Here is a 16,888-nt window from a genome sequence, read left to right on the forward strand (position 1 = left end):
GCCTGAGAACCTGACAAGTAGGGCCCAAACATGCAGTTGATCGAACATTCCGACTCGCCCCGCTACGTCCGCCTGCACGACGACGATAACGTCGTGGTGGTAGTCAACGACGGCGGCCTGGGCGAAGGCGCCCGCTTTGCCGACGGCCTGACCCTGGTCGAAGGCGTGCCACAAAGCCACAAGGTCGCCGCCGTGGCCATCGCCAAGGGCGAGCCCGTGCGCCGCTACGGGCAAATCATCGGCTACGCGCTGGAAGACCTGCGCCAAGGCAGCTGGGTGCAGGAAAGCCAGCTGGCCATGCCGGCCGCACCCGAACTGGACAGCCTGCCGCGCTGCGACGCTGTCCCACAACCGCTGCCGCCGCTCGAAGGCTTCACGTTCGAAGGCTACCGCAACGCCGACGGCACCGTCGGCACCCGCAACATCCTTGGTATCACCACCACCGTGCAGTGTGTGACCGGCGTGCTGGAGCATGCGGTCAAGCGCATTCGCAGCGAACTGCTGCCCAAGTATCCCAACGTCGATGACGTGGTGGCCATCACCCACAGTTATGGCTGCGGCGTGGCCATCAACGCCCGCGATGCCTACATTCCGATCCGCACCGTGCGCAACCTGGCGCGCAACCCCAACCTGGGTGGCGAGGCGCTGGTCATCAGCCTCGGCTGTGAAAAGCTGCAAGCCGGCCAGGTGATGCACGACAACGACCCTTCGGTAGACCTGAGCGAGCCGTGGCTGTACCGCCTGCAGGACGCCAGCCTGGGCTTTGTGGAAATGATCGAACAGATCATGGAACTGGCCGAGACCCGCCTGAAGAAGCTCGACCAGCGCCGTCGCGAAACCGTACCGGCCAGCGAATTGATCCTTGGCATGCAATGCGGTGGCAGCGATGCGTTCTCGGGCATCACCGCCAACCCGGCGCTGGGCTACGCCGCCGACTTGCTGGTACGCGCCGGCGCTACCGTGCTGTTCTCGGAAGTGACCGAGGTGCGCGACGCCATCTACATGCTGACCTCACGGGCCGAAAACCAGGACGTTGCCGGCGCCTTGATACGCGAAATGGACTGGTACGACCGCTACCTGCAGCAAGGCGCTGCCGACCGCAGCGCCAACACTACCCCGGGCAACAAGAAAGGCGGCCTGTCCAATATCGTCGAGAAGTCGCTGGGGTCGATCGTCAAGTCCGGTAGCGGCGCTATCCAGGGCGTGCTCGGCCCAGGCGAGCGGGTAACGCGCAAGGGCCTGATCTTCTGCGCCACCCCGGCCAGCGACTTTGTCTGCGGCACCCTGCAATTGGCCGCCGGCATGAACCTGCATGTGTTCACCACTGGCCGCGGCACGCCCTACGGGCTGGCCATGGCGCCAGTGGTCAAGGTGTGCACGCGCAGCGAACTGGCCCAGCGTTGGCCCGACCTGATCGACATCGACGCCGGGCGCATCGCCACAGGCCGTTCGAGCATCGAAGAACTGGGCTGGGAACTGTTCCATTACTACCTGGACGTGGCCAGCGGCCGCAAGCAGCCCTGGGCCGAACAGCACCGGCTGCACAACGACATCACCCTGTTCAACCCGGCACCGATTACCTGATGCCCCAGGGCTTGCTGGTTCATAGAACCCACAGGTCATGCGACACCCCCAGATTGTCTTTCAGCCAACAGGAGCACCCCATGCCTGAAATCCTCGGCCACAACTTCATCGCCGGCCAGCGCAGCGCCGCTGGCCCACAGCGCCTGCAGAGCCTGGACGCCAGCACTGGCGAAGCCCTGCCCTACAGCTTCGCTCAAGCCAGCGAAGCTGAAGTAGACCAGGCCGCCAAGGCCGCCGCTGCCGCCTTCGCTGAGTTCCGCCAACTGGCCCCGGCACGCCGCGCCGAATTCCTCGACGCCATCGCCGCCGAACTGGACGAGCTGGACGACGCCTTCGTCGCCATCGTCTGCCGCGAGACCGCCTTGCCCGCAGCCCGCATTCAAGGCGAGCGTGGCCGCACCAGTGGCCAGATGCGCCTGTTCGCCCAAGTACTGCGCCGTGGTGACTTCCTCGGTGCCCGTATCGATCTGGCCTTGCCCGAGCGCCAGCCGCTGCCGCGCGTGGACCTGCGCCAGATGCGCATTGGCGTCGGCCCGGTCGCCGTGTTCGGCGCCAGCAACTTCCCGCTGGCCTTCTCTACCGCCGGTGGCGACACCGCTGCGGCACTGGCCGCCGGTTGCCCGGTAGTATTCAAGGCGCACAGCGGCCACATGGCCACCGCCGACCTGGTGGGATGCGCCATCGTACGTGCCGCCGAGCGCACCGGCATGCCCAAGGGCGTGTTCAACATGGTGTTCGGTGGTGGTGTGGGCGAGTGGCTGGTCAAGCACCCGGCCATCCAGGCCGTCGGCTTCACCGGCTCGCTCAAGGGCGGCGACGCCCTGTGCCGCATGGCCGCCGAGCGCCCGCAGCCGATTCCAGTGTTCGCCGAGATGTCCAGCATCAACCCGGTCATCATCCTGCCAACCGCCTTGGCCAAACGTGGCGAGGCCATTGCCCGCGAACTGGCAGGCTCGGTGTGCATGGGTGCCGGCCAGTTCTGCACCAACCCGGGGTTGGTGATCGGCCTGCAATCGCCGCAGTACAGCCAGCTACTGGCCGACCTTGGCCAGCACCTGGACCAGCAGGCCGGGCAAACCATGCTCAACGCGGGTGGCCTGCGCAGCTACGTGGGTGGGCTGGAGCACCTGCATGCCCATGCCGGTATCGAGCACCTGGCCGGCCAGGCGCAGGAAGGCAGCCAGGCCCGCGCCCAACTGTTCAAGGCCGATGCCCGCCTGCTGGTCGAGTCTGACCCGCTGCTGCAGGAAGAAGTGTTCGGCCCGACCACTGTGGCCGTGGAAGTGCAGGACGACGAACAGCTGCGCGCAGCCCTGCTCGGCCTGCGTGGTCAGCTGACCGCTACCCTGATCGGCGAAGCAGAAGATTTCGAGGCCTACGCCTGGCTGGTGCCATTGCTGGAGGAGAAAGTCGGACGCATCCTGATCAATGGCTACCCGACCGGTGTTGAAGTGTGTGATGCCATGGTCCACGGCGGGCCTTACCCTGCGACCTCGGACGCGCGCGGTACCTCGGTGGGCACCTTGGCCATCGACCGCTTCCTGCGCCCGGTGTGCTACCAGAACTACCCGCAGGCCCTGCTGCCTGAAGCCCTGCGCAACGCGAACCCATTGGCGCTGCGCCGCCTGGTGAACGGGCAATGGAGTGACCAGGCGATCTGATCGAGCGCCTGAAACAAGAAAGCCCCGCACATGGCGGGGCTTTTCTTTTGGCTGTGCCGGCCTCTTCGCGGGTAAACCCGCTCCCACAGGGTTTGCACAATTTTCAGGCATTGTGGTGATTCTGTGGGAGCGGGCGTGCCCGCGAAGAGGCCGGTATAGGTCACAAATGCTTCAGACCCCTTGCGCCTCAGCCTCTTCATGTACCTGACGCAAGCGCTCCCGGCTATTGCTCAGGTGCATGCGCATGGCCATCTTTGCCCCTTCGCTGTCACGCCGGGCGATTGCTTCATAAATCGCCTCGTGCTCATGCATCAACCGGCTCATGTAATGCGCCTGGTCATCACGGGCCAGCCGCGCCGAATTCACCCGGGTACGCGGGATGATGCTGGTGCCCAAGTGGTTGATGATGTCGGCGAAGTAGTGGTTGCCGCTGGCCTGGGCAATGCGCAGGTGGAACTGGAAGTCCGCTGACACCGCATCATTGGCATGGGCCGCCCCTTCGTTAAGTTCGTCCAGCGCCGCACGCATGCCCGCCAGCTCTTCATCGCTGCGCCGCTGCGCCGCCAAGCCTGCCGATTCAATCTCAAGGGCAATACGCAACTCCAGCACCGCCAGCACTTCACGCAGGGTGACCACAGTCGCCGGGTCGATGCGAAAGCCCCCCGACGCTGGCGCGTCCAGCACGAACGTGCCGATGCCATGGCGGGTCTCGACCTGCCCGGCGGCCTGCAGCCGCGAGATCGCCTCACGCACCACGGTGCGGCTGACGCCCTCTTCGACCATGATCTGCGATTCGGTCGGCAGCTTGTCGCCACGCTTGAGCTGACCACTGCGAATGCGTTCGGTCAGCACTGTGACCAGTTCCTGGGCCAGACTACGCGGCTTGCGCCGGGTCCTTGCCTGTACCTGTTGCTCTGTCATTGCCCTGTATTTCACCTAGAAAGACAGCGCTCATCATAGCGCAAGCAGTTGTACGATCACATACACCCGGTGCGGTATTTCTTGCTCTCCCTCGCAAGCCACACCTATGAAAAAGCCGGCCCAAGTGCTGGCCCAGAAGCCACGCAAGCCTGTACTGTGCGCCTTTGCGCTCACTCATCCATGGAAGGAAAATGCCGCATGAAACCCCTCGACCGCCTATTGCTCGCCAGCGGCCTGCTGATACCCCTCTGGTTGCTGGCAGGTGTTTGGCTCACCGCCCAAGCTTACCCCGGCTATGACCACCTGCAACAGGCCATGAGCCAGCTCGGCGCCGTAGGTGCGCCAACCCACAGCTGGTCGCCACGGGTAAACAACTTCCCACTGGCCGCGCTGTTCGCGCTGTTTGCCTGGGGCCTGGTGCGGCGCTGGCGTGGGTCGAAACTGGCAATGCTGAGTGCAGCCCTGGTCTTACTGCATGGTGTCGGTAGCCTGGGCACCGGCTGGTTCCCCTGTGACCAGGGTTGCACACCGGCGCAGCCTTCCACCTCACAGCAACTGCATAACCTGTCCGGCCTGCTGATGTTCCTCTCGCTGACCCTGGCCAGTGCCCTGTGGGCGTGGCTAGGCAATCGCATTGCCGGCTCGCGGGCCTTTGCGCTGTTTTCCCTGGCCTGTGTGGTACTGGCGATCATTACCGTCGCGCTGATGGGCCAGGCAGCGCAAAACGGCCAGCTATTCGGCCTGTATCAACGCCTGAACTATGGTGTGTCGGTCATCTGGGTTGCCAGCCTGGCCTGGGCGAGCGTGCGCAAGCCAGCCGCCAGCCCGCTGCGCGTGGCCGTGATCTGACGGCAAATTGCTGGCCCCCGGCATCGGAAAGCGAAGGCAAACTCCGTTCTTCTTCAGATGCTTAGGACAGCAACATGCGAGTATTTCTAGCAACGATGGCCGGTTGCTTGCTGGCCACGCTGGCTTTCGGCGCCCAGGCCCGGGCGCTGAGCCAGAATGATCGCCACACCTGCGGCTGGGGTGCACAGATAGCGGCCGAGGCCCAGCAGGCCAAGCTTTCCGGGGTGACCCTGTATGCCACCCGCAAGAAGCTGCAGGTACGCAAATTCCCCAAACCCTGGATGCGCATGACCGCCTTCGGCATTACTGAGCAGACTTACAACAGCCGCTCGCGGTTGAAGCCTGCAGCGATCAAGCAAACTTACTATGAGCAGTGTGTTCAGCATGCGGTAGCCAAACGATAATCTATTATTTATCAGACGGTTATTCGTTTAATCTGCAGAAGAGTATCAAGACCGCCACGGTGCCCCCGCCTTGAAGCGGTCTTCCAGCCGGGCCTTGAAGGCGCCCAGGGCCGCAGTGTTCAGCCGCGCGGTCGGGCGTACCAGGTAAATGCCCGCTGCCACGTCCAGCTGCCACTGCGGCAGCACCCGTACCAGGCGGCCGCTGGCCAGGTCCTCACCCATCAGCCAGTCCCCCCCGGCAAGAATGCCCACGCCACGCCTCGCCGCCTCCAGCAACGCTTCATTGTCGTTGCTGCGCAGGCTGCCGACGACCTTCACGTTCACCTGCCGCTCACCGCTCATCAGGCGCCATTCAGGAAATGAACGTAAGCCACTGAAACATAGACAATTATGCTCAGACAACTGTTCCGGTTGTGCAGGCGTGCCATGCCGAGCAAGGTAATCGGGCGATGCGCAGAGTATGCGCAAGTGATCGCACAATTTCCTGGCCACCAGGCGATTGTCCACCAGCTCACCAATGCGGATGGCGGCATCGAAGCCCTCGCCGATCAGGTCGACGAAACGGTCGGCATACTCGGCCTCCACTGTCACCTGCGGATAGGCCAGCGCGAAGTCGGCCAGCATCCCGCTCAACCAGCGCCGCCCCATGGCCGCCGGCAATGCCAGGCGCAAGCGCCCGCGTACCGTTGCCGCCCCCTCGGCAGCTTCCTGCTCCGCCTCGGCAATCAGACGGTTGGCCTCGCGCACTTTGGCCACCAGCCGCTCGCCCTCATCGGTAAAACGCAGCTGCCGCGTGCTGCGCTCCACCAGGCGAATGCCCAACCGCGCCTCCAGCGCACTCAGGCGCTTCGACAGCACCGTCGGGTGGCGCTCCAGCTGCCGCCCGGCAGCAGCAAACGAGCCCTGCTCGTGCAGGGCCAGCAAGGTGGCAAGTTCATCGGCGCGGCGACTGTCGTAGGCATCCATGGCTAGGCTCGGTGGCAGGGTTCGGGCATCAGGCGGTAAGGACCAGCGCGCCCTCCGACAGCCCTTGCTCCAGGTCCCTGTGGGCCCTGGCCACTTCGGCCAGCGGGTAGCGACGCCAGACCCGAGGCTGGATGATACCCTCGGCGACGGCTGCCAGCACATCGGCGGCGCGCTGCTGGTACTCCTCTACCGTGCGGGTATGTGCCGCCAGTGACGGCCGGGTCAGGTACAGCGAGCCCTTGGCATTGAGCGTGGCCACCTCGATCGCCGCCGGCGCACCGGAAGTGCCCCCGAACGACACCAGCAGGCCGCGCACCCGCAGGCTGTCCAGCGAAGCGTCCAGCGACACCTTGCCGACACAGTCATAGGCCACATCCACGCCCTGCCCCTGGGTCAGCTTGCGCACATCGCTGGCCAGCGTTGCCGCGTCGAACACCAGCACATGGTGGCAACCGGCCGCCTGGGCCCTGGCCACACTTTGCGGGCGTGATACCACGCCAATCACCGTCGCCCCGAGATGCCGCGCCCAAGGCGCCATCAGCTGGCCCAAGGCACCGGCGGCGCCGTACAACAGCACCTGGGTACCCGGGCCCACAGCGTAGGTGGTTTTCAGCAAGTACTGCGCCGTGATGCCTTTGAACAGCACCGCTGCGGCGGCCTCGTCCTCCAGCTGCGGCGGCAGCTTGACCAGCCGTTCGGCCGGGAACAACCGGCCGCTGGCATAGGCACCGACCGGCCCCATGGCATAAGCCACGCGGTCCCCCACCTGCACGTTGTGCACCCCATCACCGACGGCAGTGACCCTGCCTGCGCCTTCCAGCCCCAGGCCAGAGGGCAAAGCCAGCGGCGCACCGCCTTTGCGCTGCAACAGGTCGAGGGGGTTCACACCCATGGCTGTCTGCTCCAGCCAGACCTGGCCGGGCCCTGGGGGTTGTGCCTGTATGTGTTCAGGTTGCATCACATCGGCGCTGCCGGTGCCATTGAGCGTGATACGGGTAGCCATGATCGAATCCTGTTGAATGGTGTTCGGGTCAGGCTAATCAGGTGGGAAAAGTTGAACAATCAGGCGAGGTGCAGATGATTTCTGCACCTCTTGCAGCAATTCACTCGGTGCCTCAGCAGCCTGTCAGCACCGCAGGGCGCCGCTCACCGGCGAAAAACAACGGGCGAAGGCGTACGCCGATCAGGTTGCCCGAATAAGCCGCCACCAGCCACAGCCAGCCGTGCACGCTGCCCGAGGCAATGCCACTGAAGTACGCGCCGATATTGCAGCCATAGGCCAGGCGCGAACCGTAGCCCAACAGCAGGCCGCCGATGACTGCGGCAACCAGCGACGGCAGCGGGATTTTCAGGCTGGGCGCAAAGCGCCCGGCCAGGCCCGCCGCCAGCAGCGCCCCCAGCACGATGCCCAGGTCCATCACCGTGGTGATGTCCTGCCACAGCGGCGAGGCCAACGCCTTGGCGTTGGCCGGCGCCTGCCAGAATACCCAGCTGCCGACATCCACGCCCAGGCCGTTGAGGGTTTTGGCACCCCACAAGGCGAAGGCGGAAGTAATGCCCCACGGCCGCCCCGCCAGCGCCAGGGTCGCGTAGTTGAGAAGCGCCAGGGCGATAGCGCCCCACAGCAACGGCCAGGGGCCCCGCAGGAAGCGACGCATGCCCTGGTGTTCGCTGGCAACTGGCGCTTCCAGCGCGCCGTGTCGGCGCTTTTCCAGCACCACGGTAGCCCAGGCGATCAGCCCGAACACTGCCAGGCTCACCAGCAGCGCCGGCCCCACACCCCAGGCTTGCACGATCGAGGTTGCCGGGAACGACGGCAAGGCAAACCACCAGTCAGCGTGATGGGTGGCGGTTACAGAGCCGATGATGAAGAACAGCAGGGTCACCAGCATGCGCGCATTGCCACCGCCAACGGTGAACAGCGTGCCCGAAGCGCACCCGCCGCCCAGCTGCATGCCAATGCCGAAAATGAACGCACCGAACACGACCGAGACACCCGCCGGGGCCACCAGGCCAGTGACCGGGTAGCCGAACAGGCTGCCAGCTGACAATGCCGGGAAGAACAGCAGCACCGCCAGGGCCAGCATGACCATCTGGGCACGCAAGCCCGCGCCTCGTCGCTCGTTGATGAACACCCGCCACGCCGAGGTGAAGCCAAAGGCGGCATGATACAAAGTCAGGCCGAGCGCTGCACCGATCAGCAGCAGCAATACCTGCTTGAAGCCGGCATTCAGATTGAGGAACCAGGCGCCAGCCAGCAGTAAAGCCATGGCGATCAAAGGGGCGCCCAGGCGACGCGGTTCGGGTGTGGCAGTTGCAGAAAGACCCATCGGAGTACTCGGATAACAGTAAAACGGACGGGGAGTATAACCCCAACGGTCAACGCGAGCCTTGTGGGAGCGGCCTTGCGTCGCGATAGGGCGCGAAGCGGCCCTCAGCTTTTAACCTCCGTAGCAGATATCGTCGGGGCCGCTTTGCGGCCCATCGCGACACAAGGCCGCTCCCCCAACGACTGCGCAAGGCTTGTTAAGCTAATAAACACCGCCGGAATTAACCAAGGCTATTCACCCCATGGATGAACTGCGCAAGATCGACCTCAACCTGCTACTCGCCCTGCATGCCCTGCTCAGCGAAAAGCACGTGACCCGGGCCGCCCTGCGTCTGCACCGCAGCCAACCCGCCGTTAGCCACGCGTTGGCGCAACTGCGCAAGCACTTCGACGACCCCTTGCTGGTACGCCAAGGCGGCGGCATGGCCCTCACCGCCCGTGCCCAGTCGCTGGTAAAACCGCTACAGGATGCCTTGAGCAATCTCAACGGCCTGCTGGCCACCCCACAGTTCGAACCAGCCAAAGCCCAGCGCCGTTTCCGGCTGTCGCTGTCCGACTACTCCTCGCGCATCATCCTGCCGCCCCTGCTGCGCCACCTGCGCCAGGTAGCACCCGGGGTGGACCTGGCCATCAGCCAGGCCAGTCGCGAAACCATGCTGGCGCAACTGCTCGATGGGGAACTGGACCTGGCACTGGGCCTGTTCCCCGAGCTGCCTCAGGACATCACCGCCCAGCCCCTGTTTGCCGACCATTTCATCAGCGTTGCCGATCGCCAGGTGTTGCCCCCCAGCGGTGGCCTTACTTTGGAAGACTGGCTGGCACGCCCGCATGTGTTGATGGCCATGCGCCCGGATGCCTTCGACGAGATCGAGCGCGCGCTGGCCGCCCAAGGGCTACGCCGCCGTATTGCCTTGGCCTTGCCACACTGGAGCGCGGCAGTAGAGGTACTTGCTGGCACCGACCTGATCCTGACAGTAGCCAGCCGCGCAGTGGGCTCCTTGCGCCAGCACAAGACACTGCGCCAGTTCACGCCGCCCCTGGCCATCCCCTCGTTCGACTACCAGCAGGCCTGGCACAGCCGCAAGGACAGCGACCCCGGGCACCGCTGGCTGCGCGAAACCGTGTGGGCCTGCAGTCAGCCGGGGCGCTGATCAGCCCTCTGGCTGCTTCACCGCAGTGATTGCACTGGTCGCTGGCGCCGTCGACCAGGTGCCTTGCACCAACAGTACGCCGCACAGGATCAGCACTACGCCTGCCACCCTGGCAAGGCTCAGCGGCTTGCCGCCCAGCCCCATCACCCCGAAGTGGTCGGCAAGCACCGCTGTTATGATCTGCCCCGCCACCACCAACACCAGGAACCCCGCCGCGCCCAGCTTGGGCGTTAGCGCCGCAGCACCAGCCACATACATTGCCCCCAGCACACCGCCAACCCACAGCCACCAAGGCCCCTGCAGGGCTTTGCCCAGGTCCGGTGCCGGCACCCTGAGAATCAGCAGTGCGGCGACTACCACCAGCGAACTCACCGTCAACGAAGTGAATGCCCCCCACAACCAATGCCCCAGGGCACGGCCAACGGCGGCATTACCCGCAGCCTGGAACGGCAGCACCGCCCCAGCAAGCAACGCCAAAGCAAAGGGAAGCACCAGAAGACACAGCGTTTTACTGAACATGGCAGCCCTCATTACTGAAAATGTTCAGGCAATGATCGAAAATTCTCTCCATTGATGGAAATTGAACGTATGCACGTAGATTATTCGTCCGGCGCATGTTCGCAGCGGTTGCGGTTCGCTCGCGATGAGGATTTTTGCGTGCTCGGGTCGCCTACAGCATCCGCCGTCATGCAAGGCATCACGACGGATTCATGTACGGGCAACCCGTAGCCTGTCTCAGCAAATGCTCAGCGGGAGGTTTCGACGCGCAGCACTTCGGTAAAGATCGCATCGACCGTCTGGCCGACCTTGAGATTCTTCATGCGTGCCTGCAAGTCCGGGTTTTCGACCTTGACCACCTGCAACTTGCCCTCGGGTGGCAGCAGGCTCACTTCATGCTTCTTGAGGTCGATCTTCTTGATCTGCGAGGTGACCCGGACCTGGCGGAATGCCTCGCCGCCTGGGTTGGGGTTCTGCGCTGTGGCGCGAATGGTGCCGGACTCCTCGGTGGCCTTCGGCGCCCCACCCACATCGGTATTGAGCACATAGGCCACGGCGCGGGTAACGAAGATATCGACCTTGTCCCCGACCTTGAGGTTAGGCAGAGCCTTGGCCTGATCCGTGAGCTGGAACGTCACATCCGCTTTGTTATCAGGGCCTTTCACCGTGACCTGGCGGTTGGCCTGGTCGATAGCTGTAACCTGCGTGGTGACATGGCTTTCCAGTGCCTCACTGGCAATCGGAATATCGGCAGCGTACGCCGTAAAGCTGGCAGCGGATGCCAGCGTGGCCAAGGCAACAGCACAAGCGAGAGAGCGAATCGGATTCATAGACCTGCTTCCATGTGATCAACTAAAAAAGGGCGCGAATTGTTCACGCGCCAACAAGCATAGACGTTGCCCGCCACCCTGCCGGTGCCATCACCTCGCCGGCATTTCACGGATGAACCACTCCCATGGGAGCGTGGACTTGGGCCAGACCAATACTCAACGGTTTCGCGTCACCCGCCACACCGTATTGGCCAGGTCATCGGCAATGATCAACGCCCCGCGCGGGTCCACGGTCACCCCCACCGGTCGCCCACGGGTCTTGCCATCCTCACCGCGAAAGCCCGTGGCAAAGTCGATTGGCTCACCTGCCGGCCTGCCATTGCTGAACGGCACGAATATCACTTTGTAGCCAACCGGATCGGGCCGGTTCCAGCTACCGTGCTCGCCCACGAACACTCCGTCGGCAAACTCCTTGCCCATGGCCGGGATCGAGAAGTCGACGCCCAGTGCAGCCACATGCGAGCCCAGGCTGTAGTCCGGCTTGATCGCCGCAGCCACCTTGTCCGGGTTTTGCGGCCGCACCCGATCATCTACATTCTGCCCCCAGTAGCTGTAAGGCCAACCATAGAAGCCACCTTCGCGCACCGAAGTGAGGTAGTCCGGGACCAAGTCGGGGCCCAGTTCATCGCGCTCGTTAACCACCGTCCACAACTGCCCGGTCTGCGGCTGAATGGTCAATGCCGTCGGGTTGCGCAAGCCGGTGGCATAAGGCCGGTGCGCGCCGGTTTCGGCATCGACCTGCCAGACCATGGCCCGATCGATCTCTACCTCCAGGCCGCGCTCGGTGATGTTGCTGTTCGAGCCGATTCCCACGTAGAGGTAGCGACCATCCGGGCTGATCGTCAGCGCCTTGGTCCAGTGGTGGTTGATCTCGGCCGGCAGGTCGGTGACCTTGGAGGGCGGGCCGTCGGCCTGGGTCTGGCCTTCCTTGTAGTCAAAGCGCACCAGCGCATCCTGGTTGGCCACATACAGCTTGCCGTTGGCAAAGGCCAGGCCATAGGGTGCGTTGAGGTTTTCCGCGAACACGGTCTGCACCTCGTAGGTGCCATCGCCGTCGGCATCGCGCAACAGGGTCAGGCGGTTACCCCCCTTGACCTGCGTATTGCCCTTGGCCTTGATCTGGCTGGCGATCACATCCTTGGGCTTGAGCTTGGCCGCGCTGCCACCTCTGCCCTCGGCCACCAGAATATCGCCATTGGGAAGCACCAGGCTCTGCCGCGGAATCTTCAGGTCAGTGGCAATGGCCGTGACGCTGAAACCTTCCGGCACGGCCGGTTTCTGCTCGCCCCACGCAACCGGCTGCGCAATCTTCATGCTCGGCAGCAGCCCGCGCTGCGGATCGGGCAGCTTCGGGTCCGGCCCATGGGCCTGGGTAGGCTCGCCGTCCCCCCCACAGGCACTCAGCAACACCGCCATGCTCAATAAGCTCAATGCATGCAAAGGCTTCATGCTGCACCTCCCGAACGCAGGTTGCTCAAGCCGGTCCAGGCAGCCACCACCGAGAGCACGGTCACGATCACCGACAACACCAGCCCCGACGGCATCACCGCCCAGGCGTCCTTGGCGTGCTCGAACGCATTGATCAAGCCGAGCACCCAGGTCACCAGCAGCAGCACGAAGTACAGTGTGGCGCGCCCGCCCTTGCGTTCGGCGCGGATCAGGTTGGCCAGTGCAAACAACAGGGCTAACCCGCAGAACACCAGGCCGCCGGCGATCAGCCAGGCGGCGAAGTTGCTCCACTGGATCTGGTAGCTGTTGAAGTAGGCGATGTCGCTCAGCAGTGCGCCAAGGAACAACGGGACACTGCCTGCCAGCAACAGGGCGTGCAGCGGGCTGGGGGTACAGCGGTAGAGGGTTTGGTCAGTGGCGGTCACAGTGCCTCCTTTTCATTCAGTGACCCAGGGGGCTGATAGGCTTGCGCCATCAGGTGAGCGCAGGGTGCGCTAAGCAAAGGAGCCCCTTCACGACGCGATAGTTCACCGCTTCGCTACAATGAAATATCCTGCAAGGCATTTGCTGCCAAGCGCAGAAGGGGAACACGTGAGCAGACCAAACGCATCCTGGGCCCTGACCACCCTGCTCGCCCTCAGCCTGGCGCTCACCGCTGGTTGCTCCAGCAAAGGCAGCAAGGCGCGCTACGCCACGCCTGCAGTAGGCTCCAACTGCTTCGCCAAAGCTGTACCCACGACTGGCGAAGGCGGCCTGGCCTGGGGCAATACCCTGAGCATTGCCCGTCAGAAATCAATGAACAATTGCATGCGCTATGCCGGCCGCTCTGGAGGCACACCCCGAACTTGCCAAGTAGTGATGGCCAAGTGCAAGAACTGACACCCACCCGTGAATTCAGCCTCGGCTAATCACCACCTCAAGGTATTCACTGGGCACCACCAACGAGGAAGACCCACCCACGTTGCTTTCATCCAGCAACTGGGTCAGATCCCGCTCCAGCGCACTGGCCGCCTCTGGCTCCAATGAAGCAAACGCTTTGTGTACCGGCCCATACCAAGTGCGGAACACCTCGATGAAATGCGCCGCCGAGCGATAGCGGAAGTTGAACTGCTGACGACTGACTTTCAGTTCGCCAAGCGCCCCTTCAAACATTACGCGCAACTGCTCCTCATCGCCCCAGCGCGAAGGCGGCAAGGCACCGGGGGGTGGAGGCACATGCCGGCCTAGAATTTTGAACATCTGCCCGACAAAGCCTTGCGGGGTCCAGTTGGCCAGGCCGATGCGGCCACCGGGCCGGCACACCCGGGCCAGCTCGCGTGCGGCCTGCGCCTGATCAGGGGCGAACATCACGCCGAAGGTGGAAAGCACGGCATCGAAGGTTCCGTCGGCAAACGGCAACGCTTCGGCATCGGCCGCCTGGAACAGCACATTCAAGTGCTCGGCCCGCGCCCGCTCTTCGCCGCGCTTGAGCAATTCGGGCACATAGTCGGTGGAGGTGACGCGACAGCCGCGCCGGGCAGCGGCCAAGGTGGCGTTGCCGTTGCCGGCAGCAACGTCCAGCACCTGCTCGTCCCAGCGCAAGTCGCAGGCCTCGGCCAGGCGTTCGCCAACCAGTTGCAGGGTGGTGCCGATTACCGCGTAGTCACCGCTGGCCCACGCGGCCTGCTGGCGGGCTTTAAGGGCATTGGTGTCCAAAGGGGTACTCATGGTCTGCGCCTTCTTGTCGTGCGCGCGGCCGAGGTCCTTCTGGCGGTTAACGCGCCATCTATTGGGGGAGAATAATTTACTCGCCTGTCAGGCGAAGCGGAAAGACGCTTTGGGGATAGCGCCAGGATCAAAGTGCTATATGAGGGCTGCTGGCCCAATCGCCGGCAAGCCAGCTCCCACAGGGTGCAGTACCTGTAGGAGCTGGCTTGCCGGCGATGAGGGCGGTACAGCCAGCGCAAACAACGAGTGGGACAGCAGCTATCAGGCGAATTTGGCCCGGGCTGCGTGCAGCTTCTTGTAGCTCTCGATCAGGCGCAGATGGCGATCAAGGCCTTCGAGCTTCATGCTGGTCGGGGTCAGGCCATGGAAACGCACGCTGCCGTCCAGCGAACCCAATACTGCGTCCATGCGCGCATTGCCGAACATGCGGCGGAAGTTGGCTTCGTAATCCTCCATCTCCAGTTCGTCATCCAGCTGCACTTCCAGCACCACGTTCAGCGCCTGGTAGAACAGGCCACGCTCGACGGTGTTGTCGTTGAACTGCAGGAATGCCTCGACCAGCTCCTTGGCCTCCTCAAAACGCTGGACCGCCAGGCAAATCAGCAGTTTCAGCTCGAGAATGGTCAGCTGGCCCCACACGGTGTTCTCGTCGAACTCCACACCAATCAGCGTGGTGATGGTGGTGTAGTCATCCACATCACAGTTGTCCAGGCGCTTGAGCAGCAACTTGAGGGGGCGGCTTTCGAGGCTGTGCAGGTTGAGGATGTCGGCGCGGAACGACAGGGCGCGGTTGGTGTTGTCCCAGATCAGGTCCTCGACCGGGTAGATTTCCGAGTAGCCCGGCACCAGGATGCGGCAGGCAGTGGCGCCAAGGTTGTCGTACACCGCCATGTACACTTCCTTGCCCAGGTCTTCGAGAATGCCGAACAGGGTTGCGGCCTCCTGAACATTGGAGTCCTCGCCATGGCCGGAGAAGTCCCACTCGACGAACTCGAAGTCGGCCTTGGCGCCGAAGAAGCGCCACGACACCACGCCGCTGGAGTCGATGAAGTGCTCGACGAAGTTGTTCGGCTCGGTCAGCGCATGGCTTTCGAAGGTCGGCTGCGGCAGGTCGTTCAGGCCTTCGAAGCTGCGGCCCTGCAGCAGCTCGGTGAGGCTGCGCTCCAGCGCCACTTCAAGGCTCGGGTGGGCACCGAACGAGGCGAACACGCCACCGGTGCGCGGGTTCATCAAGGTCACGCACATGACCGGGAACTCGCCACCCAGCGAGGCATCCTTGACCAGCACCGGGAAGCCCTGCTCTTCCAGGCCCTGAATACCGGCGACAATGGCCGGGTACTTGGCCAACACTTCCTGCGGCACGTCCGGCAGGCACAGCTCGCCTTCGAGGATTTCGCGCTTCACGGCGCGCTCGAAGATTTCCGACAGGCATTGCACCTGTGCCTCGGCCAGGGTATTGCCGGCGCTCATGCCGTTGCTGAGGAACAGGTTTTCGATCAGGTTGGACGGGAAGTACACCACCTGCCCGTCGGACTGGCGCACGAACGGCAGCGAGCAGATGCCCCGGGCGGTGTTGCCAGAGTTGGTGTCGTAAAGGTGCGAACCGCGCAGCTCACCGTCCGGGTTGTAGATTTCCAGGCAATGCTCGTCGAGAATCTCGGCCGGCAGCGCGTCACGCGGGCCAGGCTTGAACCACTGCTCGTTCGGGTAGTGCACGAACGGCGCGTTGGCCAGCTCTTCGCCCCAGAACTGGTCGTTGTAGAAGAAGTTGCAGTTCAGGCGCTCGATGAATTCGCCCAGCGCCGAGGCCAGCGCCGCTTCCTTGGTAGCGCCCTTGCCGTTGGTGAAGCACATCGGCGACTGCGCGTCGCGCACGTGCAGCGACCACACATTGGGCACGATGTTGCGCCACGAAGCGATCTCGATCTTCATCCCCAGCCCGGCGAGGATGCCCGACATGTTGGCGATGGTCTGCTCCAGCGGCAGGTCCTTGCCAGGGATGTAGGTGCTGCTGTCCGCCACCGGCATCAACAGGCCCTGGGCGTCGGCATCGAGGTTTTCGACCACTTCGATCACGAATTCAGGGCCGGTCTGCACGACCTTCTTGACCGTGCAGCGGTCGATGGAGCGCAGGATGCCCTGGCGGTCCTTGTCTGAAATGTCCTCGGGCAGCTCGACCTGGATCTTGAAGATCTGGTTGTAGCGGTTTTCCGGGTCGACAATGTTGTTCTGCGACAGGCGGATGTTCTCGGTGGGGATGTCGCGGGCCTGGCAGTACAGCTTGACGAAGTAAGCCGCGCACAAGGCCGAAGACGCCAGGAAATAGTCGAACGGGCCTGGGGCCGAACCATCGCCTTTGTAGCGGATCGGTTGGTCGGCGATCACCGTGAAGTCGTCGAACTTGGCTTCGAGACGGAGATTGTCGAGAAAATTGACCTTGATTTCCATGCGGGATTACCGTGATTTAAGCGTGCAAAACGAAATTGGCCGGCATTATCCGGGTTTTCACCCAGGAAGTCCTGTTTACCTCGTCGCTTGC

Annotated in this window: 16 protein-coding genes; 6 read left to right on the top strand and 10 right to left on the bottom strand. The window is 63.6% G+C overall.

Annotated features, from left to right (window positions below; all coding sequences use genetic code 11):
• Nucleotides 1–30: 30 nt before the first annotated feature.
• Nucleotides 31–1,584, top strand: coding sequence for a galactarate dehydratase (gene garD, locus SB765_RS03570; protein WP_341798632.1), 1,554 nt, complete (start codon nt 31–33; stop codon nt 1,582–1,584).
• An 80-nt stretch (nt 1,585–1,664) separates the two neighbouring features.
• Complete coding sequence (locus tag SB765_RS03575) at nt 1,665–3,245, top strand: aldehyde dehydrogenase (NADP(+)) (protein ID WP_341798631.1); 1,581 nt, start codon at nt 1,665–1,667, stop codon at nt 3,243–3,245.
• Between the two features lie 171 nt (nt 3,246–3,416).
• On the opposite strand, the gene SB765_RS03580 is transcribed toward SB765_RS03575, so the two are convergent.
• Complete coding sequence (locus tag SB765_RS03580; protein WP_016499305.1) at nt 3,417–4,166, bottom strand: FadR/GntR family transcriptional regulator; 750 nt, start codon at nt 4,164–4,166, stop codon at nt 3,417–3,419.
• 198 nt (nt 4,167–4,364) lie between these two features.
• Here SB765_RS03580 and SB765_RS03585 point away from each other — a divergent pair, with 198 nt between their 5' ends.
• Nucleotides 4,365–5,015, top strand: a complete 651-nt coding sequence (locus SB765_RS03585; RefSeq protein WP_341798630.1) for a DUF998 domain-containing protein — start codon at nt 4,365–4,367, stop codon at nt 5,013–5,015.
• Nucleotides 5,016–5,089: 74 nt separating this feature from the next.
• Entirely contained in the window at nt 5,090–5,419 is a 330-nt protein-coding gene (locus SB765_RS03590) for a hypothetical protein (protein ID WP_016499303.1), read from the top strand.
• A 45-nt stretch (nt 5,420–5,464) separates the two neighbouring features.
• Here SB765_RS03590 and SB765_RS03595 read toward each other — a convergent pair whose 3' ends face one another.
• The 3 genes from SB765_RS03595 to SB765_RS03605 all read right to left on the bottom strand — a co-directional run bounded on the left by SB765_RS03595 (nt 5,465) and on the right by SB765_RS03605 (nt 8,715).
• Entirely contained in the window at nt 5,465–6,385 is a 921-nt protein-coding gene (locus SB765_RS03595; protein ID WP_410930946.1) for a LysR family transcriptional regulator, read from the bottom strand.
• A 28-nt stretch (nt 6,386–6,413) separates the two neighbouring features.
• Complete coding sequence (locus SB765_RS03600; RefSeq protein WP_341798628.1) at nt 6,414–7,388, bottom strand: quinone oxidoreductase family protein; 975 nt, start codon at nt 7,386–7,388, stop codon at nt 6,414–6,416.
• A gap of 112 nt (nt 7,389–7,500) precedes the next feature.
• A complete protein-coding gene (locus tag SB765_RS03605) occupies nt 7,501–8,715 on the bottom strand; it encodes a YeeE/YedE family protein (RefSeq protein ID WP_341798627.1) in 1,215 nt (404 codons plus the stop codon).
• Between the two features lie 241 nt (nt 8,716–8,956).
• On the opposite strand from SB765_RS03605, the gene SB765_RS03610 reads away from it, so the two are divergent.
• Nucleotides 8,957–9,865 carry a LysR family transcriptional regulator gene (locus SB765_RS03610; protein ID WP_059395399.1) on the top strand — a complete coding sequence of 303 codons (909 nt, stop codon included), beginning with the start codon at nt 8,957–8,959 and terminating at the stop codon, nt 9,863–9,865.
• On the opposite strand, the gene SB765_RS03615 is transcribed toward SB765_RS03610, so the two are convergent.
• The 4 genes from SB765_RS03615 to SB765_RS03630 all read right to left on the bottom strand — a co-directional run bounded on the left by SB765_RS03615 (nt 9,866) and on the right by SB765_RS03630 (nt 13,067).
• Nucleotides 9,866–10,384: a DMT family transporter gene (locus tag SB765_RS03615; protein WP_341798625.1), complete on the bottom strand. Its 519-nt coding sequence runs from the start codon at nt 10,382–10,384 to the stop codon at nt 9,866–9,868.
• A gap of 227 nt (nt 10,385–10,611) precedes the next feature.
• Nucleotides 10,612–11,193, bottom strand: coding sequence for a hypothetical protein (locus tag SB765_RS03620; protein WP_410910305.1), 582 nt, complete (start codon nt 11,191–11,193; stop codon nt 10,612–10,614).
• 156 nt (nt 11,194–11,349) lie between these two features.
• The gene (locus SB765_RS03625) at nt 11,350–12,642 is read right to left on the bottom strand and encodes a PQQ-dependent sugar dehydrogenase (RefSeq protein WP_341798623.1); all 1,293 of its coding nucleotides are present in this window, start codon (nt 12,640–12,642) and stop codon (nt 11,350–11,352) included.
• Nucleotides 12,639–13,067 (bottom strand): DUF2231 domain-containing protein, encoded by a 429-nt coding sequence (locus SB765_RS03630; protein ID WP_016499295.1) that lies wholly within the window; start codon nt 13,065–13,067, stop codon nt 12,639–12,641. The genes SB765_RS03625 and SB765_RS03630 overlap by 4 nt, the downstream gene beginning before the upstream one ends.
• A 166-nt stretch (nt 13,068–13,233) precedes the next feature.
• On the opposite strand from SB765_RS03630, the gene SB765_RS03635 reads away from it, so the two are divergent.
• Nucleotides 13,234–13,521 (top strand): hypothetical protein, encoded by a 288-nt coding sequence (locus SB765_RS03635; RefSeq protein ID WP_341798622.1) that lies wholly within the window; start codon nt 13,234–13,236, stop codon nt 13,519–13,521.
• A 15-nt stretch (nt 13,522–13,536) separates the two neighbouring features.
• Here the strand turns inward: SB765_RS03635 and SB765_RS03640 are convergent, their stop codons facing one another.
• Together SB765_RS03640 and SB765_RS03645 are read right to left on the bottom strand one after the other, a co-directional pair.
• Nucleotides 13,537–14,349, bottom strand: a complete 813-nt coding sequence (locus SB765_RS03640) for a class I SAM-dependent methyltransferase (protein WP_341798621.1) — start codon at nt 14,347–14,349, stop codon at nt 13,537–13,539.
• Nucleotides 14,350–14,610: 261 nt separating this feature from the next.
• On the bottom strand, nt 14,611–16,797 hold the full coding sequence (locus SB765_RS03645) for an OsmC domain/YcaO domain-containing protein (RefSeq protein WP_341798620.1): 2,187 nt from the start codon (nt 16,795–16,797) through the stop codon (nt 14,611–14,613).
• Between the last annotated feature and the right edge of the window lie 91 nt (nt 16,798–16,888).

Origin of the sequence: Pseudomonas sp. SIMBA_067 (assembly GCF_046534675.1) — a bacterium.
GTDB lineage: Bacteria > Pseudomonadota > Gammaproteobacteria > Pseudomonadales > Pseudomonadaceae > Aquipseudomonas > Aquipseudomonas putida.